The following is a 24,080-nucleotide window of genomic DNA, read 5'->3' as shown; positions in this document are numbered from 1 at the left end:
AGGCGAGGAAATTATACGGACACAGCCGGTTGCGCTAAAAAATTGGCTAACAGTTCGAGACCTTGCTCGGTGAGAATTGATTCGGGATGAAATTGCACCCCATAAAGCGGTAAGTCTTGATGGCTCATGGCCATGATTTCTCGGCCGTGAATTGCATCGTCAAACCAAGCATCGAGTACAAAACCTTCAGGCACAGCATCAACCAGTAACGAGTGATAACGTGTCACGGTTAAAGGCTGATTTAATCCCTTAAATAACCGCTGTCCAGTGTGCGTAATGGCACTGACCTTGCCGTGCATTACCCGCTCGGCACGCACCACATTGGCACCAAAAACCTGCGCCATCGCTTGATGTCCTAAACAGACACCTAAGATTGGCATGCGCGCAGCAAAATGCTCAATCGCCGCAAGGGAAATTCCCGCCTCATTGGGAGTGCAAGGGCCGGGCGAAATCACCAGATGAGTAGGCGCAAGTGCCTCTATGTCGGCTAGGCTAATTTCGTCATTACGCTTAACCACTATCTCTTGCCCTAGCTGCTGAAAATACTGCACTAAGTTAAAGGTGAAAGAGTCGTAATTATCGATCATTAGCAACATACAAGATCCATTGGTCTAAATGGGTAAAGGTAACGCATATCTAACGGATGAATGCGGGCGCAAATGCTATCACACCTTGTACTTAAGGTTTAACCAATTGTGGGGATTAAAATACAGCGACAAAAAAGCCAGTCATTAGACTGGCTTAGTTTTTAAACGACTTGGGCATTTCACCACAGTTATTTAACCACAGTTATTTAACCACAGTTAAATGACTGCGACGCTTAGGAGGCTCATCTGTCGGTTCAAACGCTTTATCTGTTGTTTCAACAACAGATAAAGATGAATCGACTTCATCGTCCATCAGGTAAGCATCTTCGATATCGAAGACAGTGCCAGCACCATTTTCACGGGCATAAATAGCGACAATCGACGCCATTGGCAACATCACCTGCTGAGGAACACCACCAAAACGCGCATTGAACTCCACACACTCATTGCTAATTTGCAAATTGCCCACTGCGCCAGCAGCGATATTTAACACTATCTGGCCATCCTTCACGTATTGCTGCGGTACTTGAGTGCCTTCAACAAAGGCATCAACCACAACGTGAGGAGTCAATTGGTTGTCCATCAACCAATCATAGTAAGCCCTTAGTAAATAAGGACGATTTGGAGTCAAAGGTTTCATTACATACCCATGCGCATTTCGCGTTCGGCTTCAGTTAAAGAAGCTTTAAACGATTCACGCTCAAAAATACGTGTCATATACGCTTTGATATCTTTAGCTACACGGCTATCTAGCTCAATACCTAATACAGGTAAGCGCCACAACAATGGGCCAAGGTAGCAATCCGCTAGACCAAATTCTTCGCTCATGAAGTAAGGCACTTCACCGAAGATAGGCGCAATTGCGATCAGGCTTTCAGTCAACTCTTTACGAGCCGCTTCAACACGATCACCTTTACGGATACGGTCAACGAGCGAATACCAGTCAGTATCGATGCGATGCATCATCAAACGGCTTTGGCCGCGAGACACTGGATAAACTGGCATCAAAGGCGGATGAGGAAAACGCTCATCCAAATATTCCATGATAATGCGTGATTCATATAAAACGAGTTCACGGTCTACCAAAGTTGGCACTGAGTTATATGGATTTACTTCGAGCAAATCCTCAGGCATTTCGTTAGGGTCGACCTGTAAAACATCAACAGTAACCCCTTTCTCAGCTAACACGATACGTACTTGATGGCTATACAGATCATCAGCACCTGAAAACAGTGTCATGATAGAGCGTTTGTTGGCAGCAACAGCCATTGATACCCTCCAGAATCGAAATAAAACAAAAGTAAACGAGGGGCAAAGCCCCCCGTTTACACTATGCGGATATTACATTTTACCCGTTATTGGTGCCTAGTGTACATCTTTCCAATACTCTTTCTTCAAGAGGTAGGCCACAATAAAGAATATAAATAGGAATCCGAGTACCCACCAGCCCATAGCTTGACGCTCTAGCTTAACAGGTTCAGCCGAATAAACTAAGAAGCCAGTGATATCACGTACTGCTTGGTCGTATTCTTCCGCATTCAATTTACCGCCAGTCACCACAATAGTGCCATCTTCTTGTTTAACTGGTGTGCCTTGTAACTCTTCGAGTACATGTGGCATACCAACAGATGGGAATACTGTGTTATTCACACCAAATGGGCGACTTGGATCTTTATAGAAGCCTTTCAGATAGGAATAAACCCAATCTTCACCACGCACGCGAGCAACTAAAGTTAAGTCTGGCGGTGTAGCACCAAACCATTTAGCAGCATCTTTAGGTGGAATAGCGTTTTGCATCAACTCACCAATTTTAGCATCGGTGAACATATACTTATTACGCATATCATCCGCAGAGATACCGATATCGGTCGCTACACGTTCATAACGTTGATACTGAGTGCTGTGGCAACCAGAACAGTAATGTTGGAACAGATCCACACCACGCTCTAAAGAAGCTTTATCATGCAGATCAACATTGGCATCTTCTAAATGAATTTTATGTCCGCTCGCGGCCATAGCCAACGTCGGCAACAAGGTAACTAATGCAATCAATAATTTTTTCATTAGTGTGTCAACCTCGCTGGAACAGGTTTAGTTTTTTCATTCTTGCTGTATACCCACAGCGCCACAAAGAAACCAAAGTAAGTGAAAGTAAACACCTGTGCAACTATCGTCAGCGTCGGCGTGGCAGGCACTACCCCTAAATAACCCAATACTATGAAAGATATAGCAAATTGAGCAATGTTCAGCTTATGTAGCGTACTACGGTAGCGAACTGACTTCACTTTACAGCGATCTAACCAAGGCAATACGAACAGTACTGCAATCGACAGACCCATCATTATTACGCCACCCAATTTATCAGGCACAGCACGTAAAATGGCGTAAAAAGGAGTGAAGTACCAAACGGGTGCAATGTGTTCAGGAGTCTTCATCGAGTTAGCCGCTTCAAAGTTTGGCTTTTCAAGGAAGTAACCACCGCCTTCAGGAATAAAGAACAACACATAGCAGAACACTATCAGGAAGCCCGCGACGCCCATGATGTCTTTTACAGTGTAATATGGGTGGAATGGAATACCGTCAACTGGCCAGCCATTTTCGTCTTTGTTCTTCTTGATTTCGATACCGTCAGGGTTGTTAGAACCCACTTCATGCAGCGCAATTAAGTGTAAAAACACGAGTACGACTAATACTAGCGGCAGAGCAATAACGTGCAGCGCAAAGAAACGGTTCAGCGTTGCGCCAGAGATCACGTAGTCACCACGGATCCACAGGGTTAAGTCGTCACCAATAACTGGAATTGCACCGAACAGAGAGATAATTACCTGCGCGCCCCAATATGACATTTGACCCCATGGCAGCAAATAACCCATAAAGGCTTCGGCCATCAACACGAGGAAAATTAACATACCGAACAGCCACAGTAGTTCTCTAGGCTTCTGATATGAACCGTAAATTAAACCACGGAACATGTGCAGATAGATGACAACGAAGAAGGCTGATGCACCCGTTGAGTGCATATAACGCAGCAACCAACCGTATTCAACATCACGCATTATGTATTCAACAGAGGCAAATGCGCCTTCTGCTGTTGGTACATAGTTCATCGTCAACCAGATACCTGTCAGTAATTGGTTAACCAATACCAACATCGCTAGCGAACCGAAAAAATACCAAAAGTTAAAGTTAGTTGGCGTAGCGTATTGGCCCACGTGACGGTTATAAGTCGCCGTCATTGGGATACGCGCATCAATCCAATTAATTAAATTCTTAACCATTACGCCACTCCTTTATCTACACCGATAATCACGGTGCCATCATCAACGTATTGATGTGGAGGGATAACTAGGTTCAATGGAGCAGGTACGCCTTGGAAAACGCGACCAGCCATATCGAACTTAGAGCCATGACATGGACAGAAGAAACCAGAAGTGACACCTTCAACTTGCTCACCAAATGAATCTGGCAAATAAGTAGGTGAACATCCGAGGTGGGTACAAATACCGACAGCAATAAAATACTCTGGCTTGATTGAGCGCAAAGGATTTGTTGCATAATCAGGCTGCTGCATCTCAGCAGAAGCAGGATCTCTTAACTTATCATCATGTGTTGGCAGTTCATTGATCACAGCATCTGTGCGACGGACAACCCATACAGGTTTTCCACGCCACTCAACACGGATCAGCTGACCTGGCTCTACTTTACTGATATTTACTTCGACCGGTGCACCTGCAGCTTTCGCTTTGGCACTCGGATTCCATGACTTGATGAAAGGAACCGCTACAGCGACGGCACCAGCACCACCTACTACGGCGGTTGCGGCTGTCAGGAATCTGCGACGTCCGGTATCGACTGGCGCATTGCTCATCCACTTATCTCCCAGAGGGTGTTGGAATTTTTATATTTCAAAGACTTTCAGCCCTTAGTCATCACTAGGGTCAAAAATCGAAGTTTGAAGCGGGGCTCATTATAGCTAAAAATTAGAAGCAGATCATAGTGAAAACACGCAAGTAAGTTAGGGAGATTGCGTGTTTTTTAAAAAAAGCCTAAAAAAGACCCAACTATTAACCCATTTTAATTCATTTAGATCATATTTTAAGCTTCTTGTCTGTGACATCGGCATAAAGCATGCATCGCTAATATAAATTAGCCCAGACTTTTCAAGCTAAGTTAACAATCGCCAGATAAAAAAATAGGCCCTGAGTAACAGGACCTATTAAATCAATACTTTTAATGCATTACTTCTTAGGTGCAGTGCTCTTCATATACTTGAAGAACTCGCTATCAGGCTCTAACACCATAATATCGGACTTGCCTGAGAAGCTGGCTCGATAAGCCTCTAAGCTACGAACAAAACCGAAGAACTCAGCATCTTTGTTGTAAGCATCAGAATATATCTTCGCTGCTAACGCATCTCCTTCACCTCGAATGGTTAAGGCTTTACGTTCGGCTTCGGCAATCTTCACCGTCACATTGGCATCTATCGTTGCACGAATAATTTCAGACTGTTCTTTACCTTGCGCTCTATGCTCTTTTGCCACAGCTTGACGCTCTGCTCGCATACGCTGGTAAATACTGTTACTGACGTTAGCCGGTAGATTGATTTGCTTTACACGCACATCAACAACTTCAATACCTAAGTCTTTTGCACTTTCTGAGGCATTGGATAACGCATCATTTTGCAGTTCATCACGCTTACCAGAAACAATCTCTCTAATAGTGCGACGACCAAACTCTGTGCGTAAATCGTTGTTGATTTTACGTTGTAATAGCGATTCTGCATTCGACTTAATACCACCGTTTGTAGACAGGTAATATTTTTCGAAATCCATAATGCGCCACTTCACATAGGAATCGACCATAAGGTCTTTCTTCTCTGAAGTTACAAAACGATCAGCTGCACCATCGAGTGTCTGAATACGAGCATCGAGTAATTTTACTTTATCGATCACAGGCACTTTCATGTGCAGGCCTGGGCCATAGACGCGGGTGACTTGCTTACCGTCAACGTCGTCTTTTAAAATTTCACCGAAACGCGCCACAATAGCGCGCTCACCTTCATTCACCACCATTAAAGATGACAAACCAATACCTAAGAGCACGGCGATAAGAATAACGCTTAATCTACCCATGGATTACTCCCTCCCTTGGCGAGTACGATCATCGCGGGATGGACGTCCACTCAAAGGCTCATTCGCGCGAGTCGTTGATACAGATGAAGAATTAACATTTTGCTGTGGCTTAGCTTCCAGCTCATTTGTCGCAGGCTTCTGCTGAATTAACTTATCTAGCGGTAGGTACATTAAGTTGCCGTTGTTCTTAGCATCAATCAGCACTTTATTCGTATCTGTCATCACTTGCTGCATTGTATCAAGATACAAACGCTTACGAGTCACTTCAGGCGCAGCTTGATACTCTGGTAATAACAACTCAAAACGAGCCACTTTACCGCGAGCTTCTAAGACTTCACGCTCTTTGTAAGCATTCGCTTGTTGCGCCATACGTTCAACTTCACCACGAGCTTTTGGTTCAATTTCACGGGCATAAGCTTCAGCTTCACGAATAAAACGTTGTTCATCTTCTTGGGCAGAAATCGCATCATCGAAGGCGTCTTTCACTTCTTCTGGCGGACGTGCCGGTAAGAAGTTAACGTCAACAACAGCAAGACCCAATTTGTACGGTTCAAGAATGCGCTCTAACTCTTTCCACGTATCGCGACGAATAGCATCACGGCCAGTAGTCAGAATATCATCCATCTTGTTATGTCCAATGACATAACGCAGTGCACTGTCAGTCGCTTCACGCAAACTGGCGTTCGCATCGACGGCACTAAATAGATATGAGTAAGCATCTAAAATACGATACTGAACATCAAGCTCAACTTTCACGACGTTTTCATCGGATGTCAGCATGCTACCAGACGCAGGAATAGAGCGAACCGATTGAATGTCGACGGGATAAATTTGGTCGATAAATGTGGCTTTCCAATGAAGTCCAGGACCAATTTCGCCAGCGTGTTTACCAAATCGCAGTGCCACACCACGCTCAGCTTCTTTAATTGTATAAAAACCCGAAAGTCCCCAAACAACTACAGCAACAGCAAGAATGATGATTAGGCTAAACGAACTAAAAGACTGGCCTGAGCCATTTCCTTTGCCGCCAAAGCGCTTTGAAAGATTACGAAAAACCTCGTCAAGGTCCGGTGGTCCTTTGTCGTTACCACCTTTATTTCCCCAAGGATCATTACCCTTGTTACCGGGCTCGTTCCAAGCCATTTAGCACTCCATAAGTGGATGAAATAAATTAGATTATTAACAAACAGCTTCATCTATCGAATCTTCGAAGATGAAGGTTTCTAACTCACCCTGACTCTGTTTTGTTATTCGGCGCCAATCGGCGTCCGATAAACGAACAGACAAAATACAGTTCCCCAGATCGTCGTACTCTTTCTGCTGTATCGCATCCAGTCGATAAAACTGGCCAAGATAATGTCCAGCAGTTGCCGGAATTCTAAGTGTTAGCTCTTTAATCACCTCACCAATAAGTTCAGTGATGGCTTTCAGTAGCAAATCAAATCCTAAACGCTTCTGTGCTGAAACCCAAACTCGAACGGGTTTGCCTATGTCGTTATATTCAATTCTTGGCGTCACATCTTCGAGTAAATCGATTTTGTTACAGACCACGAGTTGCATGACTTCATCGGCTTGGATGTCTTTCAGTACAGATTGAACCTGATCAAAATTATCCGCCATGTTTTCATCTGCACAATCAACTATGTGTAGTAATAACTCAGCTTGCCTTGTCTCTTGTAAGGTTGCCTTAAATGCAGCAACGAGATCATGGGGCAAATGACGAATAAACCCGACAGTATCCGCTAATATCACGGCACCATCAGGTAAATCTAACTTTCTTAGCGTAGGATCGAGTGTGGCAAATAGCTGATCTGCAGCATAAACATCAGATGATGTTAGGGCATTAAACAGCGTTGATTTACCCGCGTTTGTGTAGCCGACTAGTGAAACTGTCGACAAATCACTACGCTTACGTGCACGTCGACTCTGTTCACGTTGCTTATCAACTCGCTCTAAGCGTTTGTTGATATTTTTAATCCGTCCTCTGAGCAAACGTCTATCGGTTTCGAGCTGGGTTTCCCCTGGACCACGTAAACCAATACCGCCCTTTTGCCTTTCAAGATGCGTCCAACCACGGATCAGGCGAGTCGACATATGGCGCAATTGCGCTAGCTCCACCTGTAACTTACCTTCGTGAGTTCGCGCTCTTTGGGCAAAAATATCGAGAATAAGTGTCGTACGGTCGAGCACTCGACACTGACACACTTGCTCAAGATTACGCTCTTGGGCTGGACTCAATGCATGATTAAAAATCACCACATTGGCTTCAGTCGCCGCCACTAATGCAGCTAACTCTTCGGCTTTACCAGAACCCACAAAAAATTTGCGATCCGGTGAACGTCGACTTCCAGTAATCACCCCGACTGATCTTGCCCCAGCTGATTCTACTAATAGCTGCAGCTCGACTAAATCTTCTCGGCGTTCCTCATCGGAAAAGTCGATATGGACAAGAACCGCAGTTTCTCCCGCCTCATAACGATCAAACAAGAAGCAAACTCCTCAGATAATACTTATTCGCCACTAGGCGCATCATCTTGAGCACCATATCCGCCTTGGGCATTTTGGTGACCAGTAACGTTGAATGGGCGTGCTGGCACGACAGTAGAAATAGCGTGTTTATAAACCATTTGGCTCACTGTATTTTTCAACAGAATGACAAATTGATCAAACGACTCTACCTGTCCTTGGAGTTTAATGCCGTTAACCAAGTAAATTGATACAGGAACGCGCTCGCGACGCAATGCGTTCAAAAATGGGTCTTGTAAAGATTGCCCCTTAGCCATTTTATTATTTCCTTTTTAATTTATATAAAATAAATCGATATCAGTGATAGTTTTTTGTTTAGTTTTAGTATTATACAGCAAGGGCTAATAAGCTAGCGGCATTGACGCATAAGTATAACTAAATTCCCCTCAGCACCACTTTCAAGCCAATTCAACTCTGGCCAACTCCGCAACCATGTTAATTGACGCTTAGCCAATTGCCTAGTAGCAGCAACCGCTTTTTCGACCATAGTATCATAGTCAAACTCACCATCTAGGTATTGCCAGCACTGTCGATAACCGACACAACGCATTGAAGGCAAGTCTAAATGCAAGTCTCCACGGGCTTTTAGCTCTGTGACTTCCTCAATAAAGCCCTGTTTGAGCATAATCGCAAAACGTTGCGCTATTAAGTCATGTAACACTTTGCGTTCGCGCGGTGCAATAGCAAACTGCACTACGTCATAAGGCAAGGGAGCTGACTTGGTCTGAGTCAACTCAGTCATGCTCTTGCCGCTTATTCTATAGACTTCCAGCGCTCTTGAAAGTCTTTGTGGATCATTAGGATGAATTCTTTCTGCCGACACGGGATCTATCTCCCTTAATTGGTCATGCAGTGCTTCCCATCCCTTTTCATCCGCCTCCGCTTGGATCTCGGCTCTAATGGCCTCATCCGCACTCGGCAAAGGTGACAAACCTTCGAGTAACGCTTTGAAATACATCATGGTTCCGCCAACTAATACTGGCGTTTTCCCCATGCTGACAATCTCTTCTATCTGGGCTATTGCATCGGCTCTAAAGTCGGCTGCCGAATAGCTTTCACTGGGTTCACGAATATCAATTAATCTGTGCGGCCCGCGAGCCAGTTCGTCTGCTGAAGGCTTGGCACTGCCAATGTCCATACCACGATAAATTAATGCCGAATCGACCGAAATAATTTCACAGTTATGCTTTTCGGCCAATTCTAATGCTAAAGCTGTCTTACCTGAGGCCGTTGGCCCCATCAAAAATAACACTTTAGGCTGTAATTCTTTATTCACTTGCTTGCTCTTCTAGCCACGATTGCCAAGGTAAGAATATCGCTTTGTTGGCAATAAGCTGTTTTTTCTCTTCAGCTAACTGCGAAAATGCTGCCCAGACTTCTGGTGCCGAAACGAATCCCGTTAAACTGTGTTTTGCCAACCAAAACGCCAATGCGCTCGGCGCAGGTGTTTCAAAACGTAGTGATTGTAGCAATTCAGGGATCACTTTGGCTAACTGGCTCTCTCTGATATATGGGGGCACTTTTTTAATAATCAACTGCTGGTAACGAATTGTTAGTTCTAAACCTAATTGGCGGATCAGCGTGTCGTGTTCAGTGAGCACAGCCTGCCAATCCGCATCAGCCGCGACAGACACTGGCATCAATAAAGGCTGACCAATTAACCCCGTCGCTAGCTTAGCTTCAATCTCTTGGCATCGCGTCGCCAATGCTACTGATTTTATTGATAATAGACTGAGTTTATCTTCCGACGTCATCACCCAATATTGCCCATCTAATATCGATGGCATAGGTAACACAGACTGATAATCTTGATCTTTTACACTGTAAGAAGGGGTTTGCAGTAAAGCACCATAACTTGCTATTGCCGCCTTTGACGGTAATTCAGTACGTTGTCGAGATTCACCTGCAGAATAACTGCCACGGCTGCTGTCCCTTGGCGTTGTCATGCTGCCAAAAGCATTCGTTTGAGTGCCAAAACTGGCGCCTTCTCGTCCTGCACCTACATACTTTACTTGAACGGCAGGGGCAACTGAATCTTGAGCAGACTCAAGTGTATCAGCTTGCGTATTAACTTGAGCTGAATCAGCGCCAAATACAAAAGGGGCTGAGATTTCAGTGGCACTTATCGGGGCATCCACAAACACATCTTCAACCTCACCCAAAGAGCTTGAGTGAACGAAGTTGAGCTCTCCTGCTTCTTCCAGCGCCGATTGCAATGCTTGCAGAATATAATCATGCACATAGCGACTCTGATGGAATCGCACCTCATGCTTAGCAGGATGCACGTTAACATCCACTTGATGGGGATCGATATCCAACATCAGCACGTAGCCGGGCTGTTCAAGTTCTGCTTTTTGAGCAAAGGCTTGACGCACTGCATGATTGACCAAGCGATCACGGATAAGGCGTCCATTGACATAAAAGTAATGGGTATCGCTGATAACCGGTGACCAAGGTGACTGCAAATAGCCACTGAGGCGCAAATCATCGTGTTGGCATTCAATCTTAAGCGCTTGCTCGGCAAATGGACGGCCACACACTTGCGTCAAACGCTGTAAATACTGGGCTTCATTCATGGCAGGACGATAATTACGTACTGTCTTGCCGTTATGCGTCAACGTGAAATGAATATCGCCGCGCACTAATGCAATGCGCTTTAACCATTCATCTATATGGGTAAATTCGGTTTTGTCACTCTTTAAAAAGCGCCTGCGAGCCGGTGTATTAAAGAATAAATCCACCACTTCAATCGTCGAACCTACTGGATGCGCGGCGGGCATCACTTTAACTGCCATGTCGGCACCTTCAGCATGGGCTTGCCACGCTTCGGTTTGCTCAGCCGTGCGTGAAGTTAAAGTTAAACGTGAGACTGAGCTGATACTGGCTAGCGCTTCACCACGGAAACCAAAACTAAGGATTGCTTCAAGATCGTCTAAGGTGTGTAACTTTGAGGTCGCATGGCGCGATAAGGCTAGCGCGAGTTCATCTTTAGGTATGCCAGATCCGTTATCGCGAATTTTAATCAGCTTGCTACCGCCTTTGTCGATTTCAATATCGACTCGGCTCGCTCCTGCGTCGAGGCTATTCTCGACCAATTCTTTGACTACGGAAGCGGGTCTCTCAACCACTTCCCCCGCCGCAATTTGGTTGGCTAATTGCGGAGGCAGGATCTGAATGCCCATCATGCTTTCCTATTTAACTCTGGGGTATGACTAGCGTTTGCCCTAACTGCACCACATCGGACTTCATTCCATTCGCTTGTTTGATGCTGGACATTGGCACACTGTAACGTTGCGCGATTGCAGATAAAGATTCTCCGCGACGGACCTTATGTTTAACCTTTGTCGATACCGCATCGCCAACATAGGCTGTAGGTGTTCTTTCAGTTGGCGTTCTTTCTGTTGATGCTTTTGCTGTGGTTTTGGCCGGCTTAGCACTGCTAGAACTTCCTCCCCTTCTTTGGGCAAGCAAAGTATCCGCTGGCGGATTGTTGTGATAGTAACGGCTCACCCCCTTATAAATAGCATTGGCAATGCTCTCTTGATGGCGACTACTCGACAGTAAACGCTCTTCTTTAGGGTTTGAAATAAAGCCCGTTTCAACCAAGATTGAAGGAATATCCGGTGACTTCAGCACGGCTAAACTCGCGGACTCAGGGCGACTTTTATGCAATTGAGTCACGCCACCTAAATCTTTTAAAATATCCCCCGCTACAGAATGGCCAATTGCCATCGAACTGTTCATTGACATATCGAGCAGCGTCATGGCCAAATACTGTTCATTATCCGTGTTTTGGATAATCTCACCCGCGCCGCCCAGCAGCTCAGAGTGTTTCTCTTTTTGCTCTAACCAACGACCAATTTCACTATTAGCACGACGCATTGATAGCACCCATACGGAGGCACCACGTGGATTGGGCGAGGTAAAGGCATCCGCATGGATAGAAATCAGCAGATCGGCCTTACTGTTGCGCGCCAGTTCAGAGCGTTTATTTAAATTCACAAAATAATCACCAGTACGGATCATCACAGCACGCATGCCTGGCGTGTCATTGATTTTGCTGGAAACACGTCTGGCGATTTCTAGGGCGACCTTTTTTTCATAAACACCAGAAGGACCAATGGAGCCAGGATCGTCGCCACCATGACCCGCATCAATTGCAATGACAATATCGCGGGATGATTGCGCCGCTTGGGTGACAGTTTTGACGGGTGTAGATGACACGATAGCCGTTGCCGTAGTTAACGTTTTATCTTCTAAATCAACCACTAGACGATTGCCATAGGGCGCAGTAACAGGCAAAGAAAACAAGCTTGCATTCAATGGTTTTACGAGATCGATCACTAAGCGCAAATCACCTTTAGTCGGTGACTTACTGATCCGCACGCCCTTAACTAACTTACTGTTGTTTTCAAGATTTTTAAGCACAACTTTAGCAGTGGTCTTTTTTAAATCCACCACTAAACGATTAGGGCCATCTAAAGAGAAATAGGTGTAATCAGGCACTCCACTCAAGTCAAACACGATTCGAGTTGACTCAGGCGCGGCCCAAATACGTACGCTTTCTAACTGATTAGCAGCATGGGCCACCACAGAGAAAAAAGAACACAAAGAAAGAATAATAATTTGAAAATACGGGTTATTTTTTATCATTTTAGTTTTTATTTTATCGCTTTTAATAACTTTTCACCTGGCTCAGACAAGGCCTCTATGCGTATTTCTCGCCCACTATTTTGATAACTTAAATGCATATGGACATCGGCAGCGGGCAGTAAACCCTCTCCCTTATCTGGCCATTCAACAATGCACAGACTCTTATCCGTAAAGTAATCACGGATCCCCATAAACTCGAGTTCTTCTGGATCGTTTAAACGATACAAATCAAAATGATAAACTTCGACACCTTCTAACTCATAAGGTTCAACTAAAGTGTAAGTCGGGCTTTTAACGGCACCTTTATGGCCCAATCCCTGAATTAAGCCACGACTCAGCGTCGTTTTACCGGCTCCTAAATCACCCGTAAGATACAGAGTCAAAGGCGCTTGGACATGGCGGGCTAATTTTTGCCCAACCGCAATAGTGTCGTCTTCGTTGTCTAAGAAAAAAGTTAACTCTGTCATATCCGCTTATATCACTGCTGTTATTGATGGAGAAGCGACTCAATCCTAAAAAGGCACAGGGCACATAACAAAGTCCAGCCCCGCTTAAGTCTCACATTCCGCCTAGAGTAAATCACTATTCACTAATTGGCGAATAAAAGGCATTAAATCGCTCGCTAACATACCCCGTTCTCCCTGTATTGCCGCAAGATCAGCGGCGCAACCATGTACGACTACGCCAAGCACAGTTGCCTGCATATTATCCATTCCCTGAGCCATGAGCGCGCCTATAATACCAGATAACACATCGCCACACCCACCACTGGCAAGCCCAGGGTTGCCGACTGGTGCCACTACCATTTGCTGACCATCAAAAATGACCGTTCCTGCGCCCTTTAGCAATACAACGCCACCGTACTTTTGCTGTATCGCGCGAACAGCGGCAAATCTATCCAGTTCAATATCGACCACGGTACAACCAAGTAAACGCGCCGCCTCGCCCGGATGTGGTGTTAGTACCCAATTCGTTTGGCGCCTTGGTTCATTACTGAGCAGATTCAACGCATCGGCATCTAAAACACAAGGCTTATCGCTCAAGCCCACGGCTTTAAACAAATTATACCCCCAGTCATGCTTACCTAAACCAGGGCCAAGCACGATAACCTGCGCCCAACCAAGGCGCAGATACACTTCCATATCGACTAAATCACAACCCCAAAACATCAATTCAGGACGGGAGACATTCACCGTCAGTTGATGCTCAGGTCGACTGATCACAGTGACTAATCCCGCGCCTGCACGTAGGCAAGCCTCACTTGCCAGTCTCACAGCCCCTGCCATGCCTATATCACCGCCGATGACAGTGACTTTTCCCGATTGGCCTTTATGGCTATCCCGTGCTCGGGCGGCAAAATAGTCCTTAAGAGTCTCTCTTCCTACTCTTTGTGCGCTCGCTTCAGCAAAGAAAGGCGTTAATCCTAAATCTGCAAATTCAAGCTCGCCGCTGTAATGCCGCGCCTTACCGGTTAACACACCTTGCTTTAAACCTCCAAAACATAAGGTGATATCCGCCATCACAGCAACACCTGCTACGGCGCCTGTATCAGCAATGACTCCAGAGGGTAAATCAAGGCTCAATACCCAAGCCGAATTGTCATTGATGGCACGGATATATTTAGCCATATCGTCGCGTACAGCATCATGTACCCCCGTACCTAACAGACCATCGACTATGATTTTCGCTGCGAGAATAGGTTCAACCTCTAACGGCAGTAATTTTCCACCTTCAGCAAGATAATGGGTCAATGCTTGCTGACACTCAGGCGTGCCTGCTGCTGACGTCATCATCACAGAAACGTCCATACCACTGGCACGGGCTAGACGGGCGCACACTAAAGCATCGGCACCATTGTTACCGCTGCCAGCAAGGATTAACACAGGTAAGACTTTGGAGCTATGTTTCGCTAAACACTCAAAAGCCGCCGCGCCAGCATGCTCGACCAATTCATAGAGACTAGAGACTCCCTGAGACACCGCACTCAGTTCCGCTTCGCGAACTTGTGTTTGGGTGTATAGAGCTTTGGGAAATTGCGATAGATCTTGTGCCATGAAGGATCTCCTTAGACACCAATGACTCCATTTCACAATGAGTAATCTCACCATAGAAGTCTTGGCAGAATTGAGCAAGGCCAATAAAAATCAGCCAATAGATCAAGAAAGTAGCAAAAAAAGCAGCGAGAAATTATGACGTAAATCAGTTCAGGCGCAGAAACCCGCCCAAATGGAGCAAAGTAGAGTAAAAGTTGCCGATACAAAGTCGACATAAAAACCAAAGCCAGCACTGGGCTGGCTTTGAGAATCGAGAAAAAATGACGGTTTAGATATCGTCCATCCGAATCGTACTATGGACTAAACGTTGCTGCTGAGTTTTCTCTACTCGGATCAAATTAGCTAACGCATTGCGCGCATCTTCTGCCGTGGTTGAGTTAACTGTTTTTTCTAACAAACCAATCAGACGATTCTCTAGGTCTAAATGTAAGTTGAGCACATCATCTTCATTCATATTTGCGGGCAACATAGTATCTTGGCAACGCTTAGTAAAGTCTTCAAAAGTAAAGTCTTTATACCAAGTATCAAGAATACGATGTGGTGCTTCATCCATATAATCACGCAGTTTTTCTGCCATGGTTTTTTGGTGTGATTCAAAATACTCCAACATCATTTTCACACGAGCCGAGTCAGCTTGATTGTTGAGTCGGCCATAGAGTTGCGCCATATCTAAGCGGCAATTTGCCACATACTCGAGTAGATCACGTAATTGTTGAATACGCATATAATGCACTCCATTGTCAGGCCAACTACTTGGCGCTATTAATTTTGTCTAATTCCATTATGTGAGTAAAAGCGTTACGAATATTTGAACAAGGTCATAATTTAACTTTCACGCAGCTATCTAATTTAGGAAAACTTGAAGAAACACGCTATAGATCACGCATCTAAATCCTATCACACTGTTTTGTATAAAAGAGAAAAGCCAAAAGAGATCTCAACACACTTAGCCCAAAGGGTATTCGTAAGTCTTTAGTTGCAGATGGTAAATTTGAGATAGAGGGCTTGAAGTAGATAGCAGTGAATCAAGACAAATACAGATGAGCGAATTGAGGGAATGACACGAAAAAGTCATTGTTAGAGAGTTTAACGGAAGTACAGCGAAATGATTTTGATAGGGAGAGGTTCGAGCAATGATCAATGCCTTAGTCAACGGCTAAGCATTATAAGTGATAGCAATATGAGCAACACGATTGAAATGATGTTGGATAAAATAATTTTGGAGGGATTTATTGAAATTGGAGCGACATGATTTTTATCAAGAGCGGTTCGAATCTATGACCTATACCTTGGCAAAAAAGAAGGTATCGCCATATCAAGTCCGCAACTGATCTAATGTCAATTGAGTAATGTGATAATGGAAGATTTAGGGAATTGGAGCGGCATGATTTTGATCAAGAGCGGTTCGAACCGATGACCTATACCTTGGTAAAAAAGAAGGTATCGCCATATCAAGTCCACAACTGATCTAATGTCAATTGAGTAATCTGATAGTGGAATATTTAGGAAATTGGAGCGACATATCGGGTTCGAACCGATGACCTATACCTTGGCAAGGTATCGCTCTACCAACTGAGCTAATGTCGCATAATCTGTATTAATGATTTGGTAAATCACTAAGTTTTAATTTGGAGCGACATATCGGGTTCGAACCGATGACCTATACCTTGGCAAGGTATCGCTCTACCAACTGAGCTAATGTCGCATAATTATCGCTGTCACATCAGCCTTCAACATTCAAAAAGGTATCGTCTATCAACCTTTATCAACTGAGCTAATGTCGCATAATCTGTATTAATGATTTTGTAAATCACTAAGTTTTAATTTGGAGCGACATATCGGGTTCGAACCGATGACCTATACCTTGGCAAGGTATCGCTCTACCAACTGAGCTAATGTCGCATAATCTGTATTAATGACTTGGCAAATCACTAAATTTTAATTTGGAGCGACATATCGGGTTCGAACCGATGACCTATACCTTGGCAAGGTATCGCTCTACCAACTGAGCTAATGTCGCTTTTTTGCATCGCTGCTACATTTGCCTTCAACATTAATAAAGGTATCGTCTATCAACTTTTATCAACTGAGCTAATGTCGCTTTTTGCATCGCTGCTACATTTGCCTTCAACATTAACAAAGGTATCGTCTATCAACCTTTATCAACTGAGCTAATGTCGCATTCAATCTAAATGACCGCACATCTCTGTTCGCATCAAAAAGTTGAGGCCGCATTATATGAAAAATTCATGCGGCTGCAACCCCTTCTTGCATATTTATCTACTGATCGGTCAAATTTTAAATACTTTGCTGCGATAATACTGCAATTCAGCGATCGACTCTTGGATATCCTGCAGGGCTTGGTGAGTATTTTGCTTCTTAAAGCCATCCATGGTTTCTGGGCTCCAACGCTTCACTAGCTCTTTAATCGTACTGACATCCACATTGCGGTAGTGGAAATAATCTTCCAGCTCGCGCATATAACGATTTAAAAAGCGTCTATCTTGACCAATGCTGTTACCACACATTGGAGAGGCGCCCTTAGGAACATACTGTTCTAAGAAGGCAATCGTCTTAGCCACGGCTTGCGCTTCGGTTTCTTGGCTAACACGAACGCGGTCAATCAACCCTGACTCACCATGGTGCTTTTGATTCCAATCATCCATAGCGGCCAGCACATCATCTGACTGATGAATCGCGATAACCGGACCTTGACCGATAATATTGAGTTCTTGATCTGTCACTAAAGTGGCAATTTCAATGATCCTGTCGACGTCGGGCTCTAACCCTGTCATTTCCAAATCGATCCAAATGAGATTATTTACATCTGCCGTCATAAATCAGCCTTATCGTGTCAGTTAGCCTAAATTCAGGCTTTTTTATTCAAGAGCGTGTATCATACTGCTTTTTTCCAACACAAAAAATCACCTAATTGACGAAGACGAATCAGTGAGTAAAAAGAAACCCCTAAGCCAAGGTCAATTACGCCGTATGCGCGCTAATCACGAGAAGCGACTCAATCGTGATAGTGGCGATAAAAATACGCCAGAGTTACAGGATAGTTCATTGGGGCAAGAACAGCCCGGTACTGTGATTTCACGTTTTGGCCAACATGCCGACATAGAAACTGAAAGCGGCCAAATTGTGCGCTGTAATATTCGCCGTGCCGTCACAAGTTTAGTGACTGGCGATAAAGTGATCGTACGCTTAGCCATTGAGAGCCAAGCCAATAGCGGCATCGCAGGTATTGTTGAAGCCGTTCATCCACGTCGCTCATCACTTACACGCCCAGATTTATACGATGGCGTGAAAATCATCGCCTCGAATATCGACCAGATTTTGATTGTCTCCTCGGTATTACCCAGCTTTACCACCCAGATCATCGACCGTTATTTAGTGGCTGCCGAAGATACCGATATTCCGCCTATCATCATTTTGAATAAAATTGACTTGCTCAATCCCGATGAAGCGCAGGCAATCGATGAAGCGCTACAGCGCTACAAAGACATTGGCTATCCGGTTTATAAGGTTAGCAGCAAGCTCGGTGATGGTATCGATACCATCAAAGGCATACTCAAAGATAAAGTCAGCGTGTTTGCTGGCCAATCTGGTGTGGGTAAGTCATCGATCATCAATGCATTACTACCCGATGCAGAGCTTATTATCGGCGATGTTTCCGATAACTCAGGTTTAGGCCAACACACCACCACCACAGCCAAACTGTTGCACTTGCCTAGTGGCGGCGATTTAATCGACTCTCCGGGCGTGCGCGAATTCGCCCTATGGCATCTTCCTGCACAACGTGTCGGCTGGTGCTTTATCGAGTTTCGCGAGTATCTTGGCGCATGTAAATTCCGCGATTGTAAACACGGTGACGATCCCGGCTGTGCACTGCAAGAAGCCCTGAGCCAAGGTAAGATCAGCGCAGATCGCTTTAATAATTACCATAAAATTATCGCCAGCTTAGATGAACAACGTCATGCCCGCCATTTCCGTGCGGCCACTGATGAATAACGACTTATTGATAAATAACAACAGTCTCAGCAAAGATTGAGCAGTAAGAAAAGGAATTGAAATTGGATAAAGTCAAAATAGCGCTGCAGTACATGCTGCCAAAACACTTGTTATCTCGTTTAGTGGGTAAACTCGCTGCAGCCGAAGCTGGCGCCTTAACCACGGCCGCCATCAAGTGGTTTATCAAGCAATATAAAATTGATATGAGCGAAGCGGCGCAGAGTGAGCCTGAAGCCTATAAAAGCTTTAATGCTTTTTTTACCCGCGCCCTCAAACCCGGTATTCGTCCGTTAGATATGGACGCCGATATCATGGTGCATCCCGTCGATGGTGCGGTAAGTCAGTTAGGCCCAATCAAAAACGGTCGCATCTTCCAAGCTAAGGGTCATCACTATTCATCGTTAACCCTGCTTGGCGATCAAGCCGAAGATGCTAAACGCTTCGAAGGCGGTGATTTTGCGACTATCTATCTGGCGCCTAAAGACTATCACCGTATCCACATGCCGATTAAAGGCACGTTATCAAAAATGACCTATGTACCTGGCGAACTGTTTTCGGTGAATCCGTTAACGGCGAGACACGTACCCGGTCTATTTGCCCGTAACGAACGCGTTGTGGCGATTTTTGAAACCGAATTAGGTCCATTGGCCATGGTATTGGTTGGCGCAACGATTGTTGCCAGTATTGAAACTGTATGGGCTGGCACAGTCACGCCGCCGACAGGTAAGCAAGTCTTCACTTGGGAATATCCAACCCAAGGCCCAGATGCCATCACCTTAGACAAAGGTGAGGAAATGGGTCGCTTCAAGTTAGGCAGTACTGTAGTGATGTTGTTTGCTAAAGATGCTATCGCGACCTTTGCTGAAGGTGTCGAAGCCGAAGCAGTGACTCGTATGGGACAAGCCTTCGCTAACCTGAAAGACGTTAAGCAAGCGGATTAAGCTTTCTTGAGTTCTGCTAAACCTTCGGGATTAATTGAATTGCATCTGGCTGTGCTGCTATTTGGCGGCACAGCTTTGTTTTCTAAATTAATCCCGCTCAGTGCCCTCGACATCACCTTTCTACGCTGTATCGTCGCAGCCACTGTGTTAGGTTTGCTAGTCAAATTCAGCCGCAAACGTTTAACGCTGGCAAGCAAACAAGATTATCTAGTCGCAATCGGGCTTGGGGTTATCGTCAGCCTGCATTGGGTGACTTATTTTGCGGCCATGCAATTATCGTCGGTCGCCATTGGCATGATTGCGTTTTTCACCTATCCGGTGATGACAGTGATTACCGAGCCGTTGCTGACAGGTAATAAGATAAAATTACACGATATGATCAGCGGCGTGTTAGTGCTGATAGGGGTGATATTACTGATCCCTGAAGCCAATTTAGGTAACGACACTACGCTGGGCATTGCCATCGGCATAGTGTCCGCCATCTTGTTCACTGCCCGTAACTTATTGCACAAACGCTACTTTTCCCAGTACAGCGGCCCACATGCTATGTTCTACCAAACCTTGGTCGCCGTCGTGTTCCTAATGCCGTGGCACCAAACGGAACTGAACAGCATCTCATTAGAAGTGTGGGGATTAATTATTTTACTCGGCGTCGTCTTTACCGCAGCGCCACATGCGCTATTTACTTCCGCACTGAGGCAACTCAGCGCCAAAACGGTTGGGCTAGTCTCTTGCTTACAGCCCTTTTATGGTGCCATGTTAGCGCTGATCATTTTAGGTGAAGAGCTCAATCTCAACACCCTAATTGGTGGCACTATCATAGTCGCGACCGCCATCTTCGAAACCCATCAATCGCACCAATCACAGCGGCGAAAAAAGAACGCCTGAAACATACCAATCTCAACGCAATTTGGCTAATATGGAGCGTCTTTCGCCCCTAAATGTCTTTAGCCTATATGCCACGTATTTTATTGTTCATTATTGCTTTTTTCACATTTTCCGCACTTGCCAATTCGCCTTTGCAGTTGGACAAACGTCTTGGCATGAACAAGCAAGATCAGCAACAAAATCTCAGCATTGATGAACAAATTAACGAACTAAAAATTAACATAGAAAAACTCGCCGCCAACGCAGCCAGTTTCCAACAAGCGCAGATTGATTTTGAGCAACATAAGAAGCGCACTAACCAAGCGCTGAAAGACGCCTATAAGCCTTTATCACTAGAAAAAGGTACTGACCTCAGCCAGCAGGCTTCCATGGCCTATATTCGCTTGTCTGAACTTAAAGAAAGCGAATCCACCCTTGGCCGACAAGTTAACGATTTATTACTACGTCACAATGACTTACCTACCGTTATCGCCAGCGCGAGGCAAACAGTCGCCCAAAACAAAAAAGCAGAACTCGCCCCGCTAGATACCCCTACGGGAGAGTTACAGCAAACTCAACGACTCTTCTTTGAACAAAGCCTTGCCACCGATGAAGCAGAACTTGCCAGCAGCCAAAAACGCATTGAACTGACGCAATTACAATTACAGCTAGTCCGCCAACAACTGGTGCAGCAAGAAGCCTTGATCGAAACCATCAATAAGGCAATCAATAAACAACGTCAGCAACAAACGGATGCCACCCTAGCCAAAAACTTAGTTAATACCGAAAAAGTCATCGATCCTATCACCCGTAATATTGCCGACACTAACCAGATTTACGGCCAAAAGCTGCAAACGTTAACTTTGCAGATCAATAATGTGGTCGAACAGCAGGAACAGGCAGAAACCCAATATCAATCCCAAGCTAAACAACTGGCAAACATCCAAGAGCAGATCACTTGGGTCAAAATGAACTCCGCCTTTGGTGAGCGCTTTTTGCAGATGTTGCAATCACTGCCTAAACCACCGAATCACGAAAAACTGCAAACGCTGATCGCCGATGCGCGCTTAGACAGATACCATTTAGAGCAGCAACAAGCCCTCAATGAGCAAGAATTAGAACAACCCGGCTTATACAATGAGCAGCAGATTAAGCTCTTACACTCGCAACAGAGTTTGATCTCGCAGTTGATGCAAAGCTATGACCAATACTTAAGTGAATTAGGCAAGCTGAAGGTCAATTACCAACAACTGAGTCAACAGAATCTCACCCTCAAAAATACCCTTAACGAACATTTATTCTGGGTGCCTAACGCTGCAAGTATCAGTAAGTTATGGCTTACGGATCTTGAGCGCAGCACGGTTTGGCTTGTGCAACAAGCACAGTGGGATGAACTGGGAAAAGCCTGGGATGAACAAAACGATTATTGGTCTTGGTGGATCATATTGCTGGTACTGTGTTTAGTCGTACAAGACTTGATCACTCCTAAATTCAATCGCTTGCTAAATCATTACACCACTTATGTGGGCAATGTGACCCAAGATAAATTCATTTACACTCTCAAAGCGCTCGCCTGCAGTATCAGCTATGCGTTGATAAAACCTTTCCCAGTGATCATGGCGGGATTGATTTTCTATCATTCCGATCGCAATTTTGTGCAAGCAGTGGGTATGGGCATACTGGCGATTGGTTTAGTGTATCTCTTATATCGCTTTATCTTTATTCTGACGCTCGACAAAGGCGTACTCGTGGGCCATTTCAAACGCCCCTCAAAACTCATCCAAGCGGGACAATCACGGCTCAGACACTTTGTGCTGATTGCTAGCCCATTATTGGGTCTGATGGGCTTTACCGAAGTGCTCGACACATCACTGGTGCGTAATAGCATAGGCCGCGGCGCATTCATTATTTTCTGTATCGTTTTATTCTTGTTATACAAAGATATTTTAATCCTCAGCCGTAAAAACTCAGATGCCAAGAAAGACGGTAAAAACAAAAAACTCATTCAAAAAATGCTCTGGACCTTGCTGATTTCTGTGCCGCTTTTAAGCGCAGTGTTAGCCTTTAGGGGTTACTACTTCACCGCTTTCCAAATGCTGTTACAACTGCAATTATCGATCGTGCTGGGTCTGGGTTTCTTGCTCTTATACCAATTGATCAAACGATGGATGTTAATCGAACGCCGCCGTATCGCCTTCGATCGCGCGAAGGCAAAACGTGCAGAGCGCTTAGCACAAAGGGAAAAAGGCGAAACACATCACCCTTCCGTCGATGGGCTCGATACCTACGAAGAACCCGTGGTCGATCTCGAAACCATTTCGAGCCAATCCCTTGGCCTAGTGCGTTCACTCTTATTATTGGCCTTTTTAGCCAGTTTGATTGGTCTGTGGACTCAAACCCATACGGCGCTGTTTTCTTTCCTCGATGGCATTACACTGTGGACGACCAATACCAGTGTGAATGGCTTAGAGCAACAATTGCCCATTACCATGAAATCACTGATGTTTGGGCTGATAGTGGTGGGTTTCTCGTTAATGATTGCCACCAATTTACCCGGCCTACTTGAGCTAATGATCCTGCAAAGGCTTGATCTCTCGCCCGGAACGGGTTTTGCGATCACAACCGTCAGTCGTTATCTGGTGGTTTTCCTCGGACTATTAATCGGCTTCTCTAATCTCGGGATGGAATGGTCTAAGTTGCAATGGCTGATTGCCGCACTGTCGCTCGGTTTAGGTTTTGGTTTACAAGAAATTTTCGCCAACTTTATTTCGGGTCTGATCATTTTGTTTGAGAAACCCGTGCGGATTGGCGACACAGTGACAATTCGTGACTTAACAGGGACAGTCAGTAAAATCCAAATTAGGGCGACCACCATTATTGATTGGGATAGAAAGGAAATTATCATCCCGAACAAGGCCTTTATCACAGAGCAACTGATCAACTGGTCCTTGTCAGATCCTATTACTCGGGTCATTGTTTATGTGTCGGTGGCGCGGGATTCAGACCCAGCCAAAGTTGAAGCGACCCTGTATCAAGCGGTGCAAGAGTGTGAAGATGCACTTGCCAGCCCAGAACCTGAAGTCTGGTTTGCCGGCTTTGGTAAACATACCCAAGATTATGAAGTGCGCGCCTATGCGAAAGATATGTCGGCACGCTGGCCACTGCGCCATGATTTACATAAACGAGTGACTAAAAAACTCAAAGAAAACAATCTCGAACTCGCCTACCCGCAGATGGAAATCCATATTAAGAATGGTCAAAATCGCGAGCAACAAGGCATTATTAGAAGCTAATAGGATCGCAGAA

Annotated in this window: 21 protein-coding genes and 4 tRNA genes; 4 read left to right on the top strand and 21 right to left on the bottom strand. The window is 45.1% G+C overall.

Going from position 1 to position 24,080, the window contains the following annotated elements; genetic code table 11:
- Nucleotides 1–11: 11 nt before the first annotated feature.
- From L5M18_RS03330 to orn, 21 genes are all read right to left on the bottom strand, one after another.
- Nucleotides 12–596, bottom strand: a complete 585-nt coding sequence (locus L5M18_RS03330) for an anthranilate synthase component II (RefSeq protein WP_263145522.1) — start codon at nt 594–596, stop codon at nt 12–14.
- A gap of 193 nt (nt 597–789) precedes the next feature.
- Nucleotides 790–1,227: a ClpXP protease specificity-enhancing factor gene (locus L5M18_RS03325; RefSeq protein ID WP_105250272.1), complete on the bottom strand. Its 438-nt coding sequence runs from the start codon at nt 1,225–1,227 to the stop codon at nt 790–792.
- Nucleotides 1,227–1,856 (bottom strand): stringent starvation protein SspA, encoded by a 630-nt coding sequence (gene sspA / locus L5M18_RS03320; protein ID WP_006080065.1) that lies wholly within the window; start codon nt 1,854–1,856, stop codon nt 1,227–1,229. Before sspA ends, L5M18_RS03325 begins: the two co-directional genes overlap by 1 nt.
- 96 nt (nt 1,857–1,952) lie before the next feature.
- Nucleotides 1,953–2,651 (bottom strand): cytochrome c1, encoded by a 699-nt coding sequence (locus L5M18_RS03315; protein WP_105250273.1) that lies wholly within the window; start codon nt 2,649–2,651, stop codon nt 1,953–1,955.
- The gene (locus tag L5M18_RS03310; RefSeq protein WP_105250274.1) at nt 2,651–3,865 is read right to left on the bottom strand and encodes a cytochrome b; all 1,215 of its coding nucleotides are present in this window, start codon (nt 3,863–3,865) and stop codon (nt 2,651–2,653) included. Before L5M18_RS03310 ends, L5M18_RS03315 begins: the two co-directional genes overlap by 1 nt.
- On the bottom strand, nt 3,865–4,455 hold the full coding sequence (petA, locus tag L5M18_RS03305; RefSeq protein ID WP_006080059.1) for a ubiquinol-cytochrome c reductase iron-sulfur subunit: 591 nt from the start codon (nt 4,453–4,455) through the stop codon (nt 3,865–3,867). Before petA ends, L5M18_RS03310 begins: the two co-directional genes overlap by 1 nt.
- Nucleotides 4,456–4,825: 370 nt before the next feature.
- Nucleotides 4,826–5,719: a protease modulator HflC gene (gene hflC / locus L5M18_RS03300; protein ID WP_113939145.1), complete on the bottom strand. Its 894-nt coding sequence runs from the start codon at nt 5,717–5,719 to the stop codon at nt 4,826–4,828.
- Nucleotides 5,720–5,722: 3 nt separating this feature from the next.
- Nucleotides 5,723–6,862: an FtsH protease activity modulator HflK gene (hflK, locus tag L5M18_RS03295; RefSeq protein ID WP_028761770.1), complete on the bottom strand. Its 1,140-nt coding sequence runs from the start codon at nt 6,860–6,862 to the stop codon at nt 5,723–5,725.
- 36 nt (nt 6,863–6,898) lie between these two features.
- Nucleotides 6,899–8,206, bottom strand: a complete 1,308-nt coding sequence (gene hflX / locus L5M18_RS03290; RefSeq protein ID WP_263195940.1) for a ribosome rescue GTPase HflX — start codon at nt 8,204–8,206, stop codon at nt 6,899–6,901.
- 23 nt (nt 8,207–8,229) lie between these two features.
- The gene (gene hfq / locus L5M18_RS03285; RefSeq protein WP_006084207.1) at nt 8,230–8,502 is read right to left on the bottom strand and encodes an RNA chaperone Hfq; all 273 of its coding nucleotides are present in this window, start codon (nt 8,500–8,502) and stop codon (nt 8,230–8,232) included.
- A gap of 92 nt (nt 8,503–8,594) precedes the next feature.
- Nucleotides 8,595–9,521 (bottom strand): tRNA (adenosine(37)-N6)-dimethylallyltransferase MiaA, encoded by a 927-nt coding sequence (gene miaA, locus L5M18_RS03280; RefSeq protein ID WP_263195939.1) that lies wholly within the window; start codon nt 9,519–9,521, stop codon nt 8,595–8,597.
- Nucleotides 9,514–11,427, bottom strand: a complete 1,914-nt coding sequence (mutL, locus tag L5M18_RS03275; RefSeq protein WP_411569264.1) for a DNA mismatch repair endonuclease MutL — start codon at nt 11,425–11,427, stop codon at nt 9,514–9,516. Before mutL ends, miaA begins: the two co-directional genes overlap by 8 nt.
- Nucleotides 11,428–11,440: 13 nt before the next feature.
- Nucleotides 11,441–12,898, bottom strand: coding sequence for an N-acetylmuramoyl-L-alanine amidase (locus L5M18_RS03270; protein WP_263195937.1), 1,458 nt, complete (start codon nt 12,896–12,898; stop codon nt 11,441–11,443).
- A gap of 8 nt (nt 12,899–12,906) precedes the next feature.
- Nucleotides 12,907–13,365: a tRNA (adenosine(37)-N6)-threonylcarbamoyltransferase complex ATPase subunit type 1 TsaE gene (tsaE, locus tag L5M18_RS03265; protein ID WP_028761764.1), complete on the bottom strand. Its 459-nt coding sequence runs from the start codon at nt 13,363–13,365 to the stop codon at nt 12,907–12,909.
- Nucleotides 13,366–13,467: 102 nt separating this feature from the next.
- Complete coding sequence (locus L5M18_RS03260; RefSeq protein WP_263195936.1) at nt 13,468–14,952, bottom strand: NAD(P)H-hydrate dehydratase; 1,485 nt, start codon at nt 14,950–14,952, stop codon at nt 13,468–13,470.
- A 268-nt stretch (nt 14,953–15,220) separates the two neighbouring features.
- A complete protein-coding gene (locus tag L5M18_RS03255; RefSeq protein WP_028761762.1) occupies nt 15,221–15,676 on the bottom strand; it encodes a hypothetical protein in 456 nt (151 codons plus the stop codon).
- 787 nt (nt 15,677–16,463) lie between these two features.
- A tRNA-Gly gene (locus L5M18_RS03250) sits at nt 16,464–16,539 on the bottom strand.
- 42 nt (nt 16,540–16,581) lie between these two features.
- Nucleotides 16,582–16,657, bottom strand: a tRNA-Gly gene (locus tag L5M18_RS03245).
- Nucleotides 16,658–16,778: 121 nt separating this feature from the next.
- A tRNA-Gly gene (locus tag L5M18_RS03240) sits at nt 16,779–16,854 on the bottom strand.
- 42 nt (nt 16,855–16,896) lie between these two features.
- Nucleotides 16,897–16,972 (bottom strand) — tRNA-Gly (locus L5M18_RS03235).
- Between the two features lie 271 nt (nt 16,973–17,243).
- Nucleotides 17,244–17,789 (bottom strand): oligoribonuclease, encoded by a 546-nt coding sequence (gene orn / locus L5M18_RS03230; protein WP_263195935.1) that lies wholly within the window; start codon nt 17,787–17,789, stop codon nt 17,244–17,246.
- A gap of 112 nt (nt 17,790–17,901) precedes the next feature.
- On the opposite strand from orn, the gene rsgA reads away from it, so the two are divergent.
- From rsgA to L5M18_RS03210, 4 genes are all read left to right on the top strand, one after another.
- A complete protein-coding gene (rsgA, locus tag L5M18_RS03225) occupies nt 17,902–18,966 on the top strand; it encodes a small ribosomal subunit biogenesis GTPase RsgA (protein ID WP_105250279.1) in 1,065 nt (354 codons plus the stop codon).
- Nucleotides 18,967–19,028: 62 nt separating this feature from the next.
- Nucleotides 19,029–19,907, top strand: coding sequence for an archaetidylserine decarboxylase (gene asd / locus L5M18_RS03220; protein WP_028761759.1), 879 nt, complete (start codon nt 19,029–19,031; stop codon nt 19,905–19,907).
- Nucleotides 19,908–19,913: 6 nt separating this feature from the next.
- A complete protein-coding gene (locus tag L5M18_RS03215) occupies nt 19,914–20,795 on the top strand; it encodes a DMT family transporter (RefSeq protein ID WP_263195934.1) in 882 nt (293 codons plus the stop codon).
- Nucleotides 20,796–20,863: 68 nt separating this feature from the next.
- Nucleotides 20,864–24,067 carry a mechanosensitive ion channel domain-containing protein gene (locus L5M18_RS03210; RefSeq protein ID WP_105253001.1) on the top strand — a complete coding sequence of 1,068 codons (3,204 nt, stop codon included), beginning with the start codon at nt 20,864–20,866 and terminating at the stop codon, nt 24,065–24,067.
- Nucleotides 24,068–24,080 lie beyond the last annotated feature (13 nt).

It is taken from the genome of Shewanella sp. SM20 (assembly GCF_025654545.1).
Taxonomy (GTDB): Bacteria; Pseudomonadota; Gammaproteobacteria; order Enterobacterales; family Shewanellaceae; genus Shewanella; species Shewanella oncorhynchi.
This window is presented reverse-complemented; position numbering and strand designations above follow the sequence as displayed.

Excerpts from the sequence above, each read along its gene's own strand:
- mutL (WP_411569264.1), bottom strand. The coding sequence starts at position 11,427 with ATGGGCATTCAGATCCTGCCTCCGCAATTAGCCAACCAAATTGCGGCG.
- hfq (WP_006084207.1), bottom strand. The coding sequence starts at position 8,502 with ATGGCTAAGGGGCAATCTTTACAAGACCCATTTTTGAACGCATTGCGT.
- hflC (WP_113939145.1), bottom strand. The coding sequence starts at position 5,719 with ATGGGTAGATTAAGCGTTATTCTTATCGCCGTGCTCTTAGGTATTGGT.
- L5M18_RS03260 (WP_263195936.1), bottom strand. The coding sequence starts at position 14,952 with ATGGCACAAGATCTATCGCAATTTCCCAAAGCTCTATACACCCAAACA.
- L5M18_RS03330 (WP_263145522.1), bottom strand. The coding sequence starts at position 596 with ATGTTGCTAATGATCGATAATTACGACTCTTTCACCTTTAACTTAGTG.
- petA (WP_006080059.1), bottom strand. The coding sequence starts at position 4,455 with ATGAGCAATGCGCCAGTCGATACCGGACGTCGCAGATTCCTGACAGCC.
- sspA (WP_006080065.1), bottom strand. The coding sequence starts at position 1,856 with ATGGCTGTTGCTGCCAACAAACGCTCTATCATGACACTGTTTTCAGGT.
- L5M18_RS03210 (WP_105253001.1), top strand. The coding sequence starts at position 20,864 with ATGCCACGTATTTTATTGTTCATTATTGCTTTTTTCACATTTTCCGCA.
- orn (WP_263195935.1), bottom strand. The coding sequence starts at position 17,789 with ATGACGGCAGATGTAAATAATCTCATTTGGATCGATTTGGAAATGACA.
- tsaE (WP_028761764.1), bottom strand. The coding sequence starts at position 13,365 with ATGACAGAGTTAACTTTTTTCTTAGACAACGAAGACGACACTATTGCG.
- L5M18_RS03315 (WP_105250273.1), bottom strand. The coding sequence starts at position 2,651 with ATGAAAAAATTATTGATTGCATTAGTTACCTTGTTGCCGACGTTGGCT.
- L5M18_RS03255 (WP_028761762.1), bottom strand. The coding sequence starts at position 15,676 with ATGCGTATTCAACAATTACGTGATCTACTCGAGTATGTGGCAAATTGC.
- hflK (WP_028761770.1), bottom strand. The coding sequence starts at position 6,862 with ATGGCTTGGAACGAGCCCGGTAACAAGGGTAATGATCCTTGGGGAAAT.
- L5M18_RS03270 (WP_263195937.1), bottom strand. The coding sequence starts at position 12,898 with ATGATAAAAAATAACCCGTATTTTCAAATTATTATTCTTTCTTTGTGT.
- L5M18_RS03325 (WP_105250272.1), bottom strand. The coding sequence starts at position 1,227 with ATGAAACCTTTGACTCCAAATCGTCCTTATTTACTAAGGGCTTACTAT.
- L5M18_RS03310 (WP_105250274.1), bottom strand. The coding sequence starts at position 3,865 with ATGGTTAAGAATTTAATTAATTGGATTGATGCGCGTATCCCAATGACG.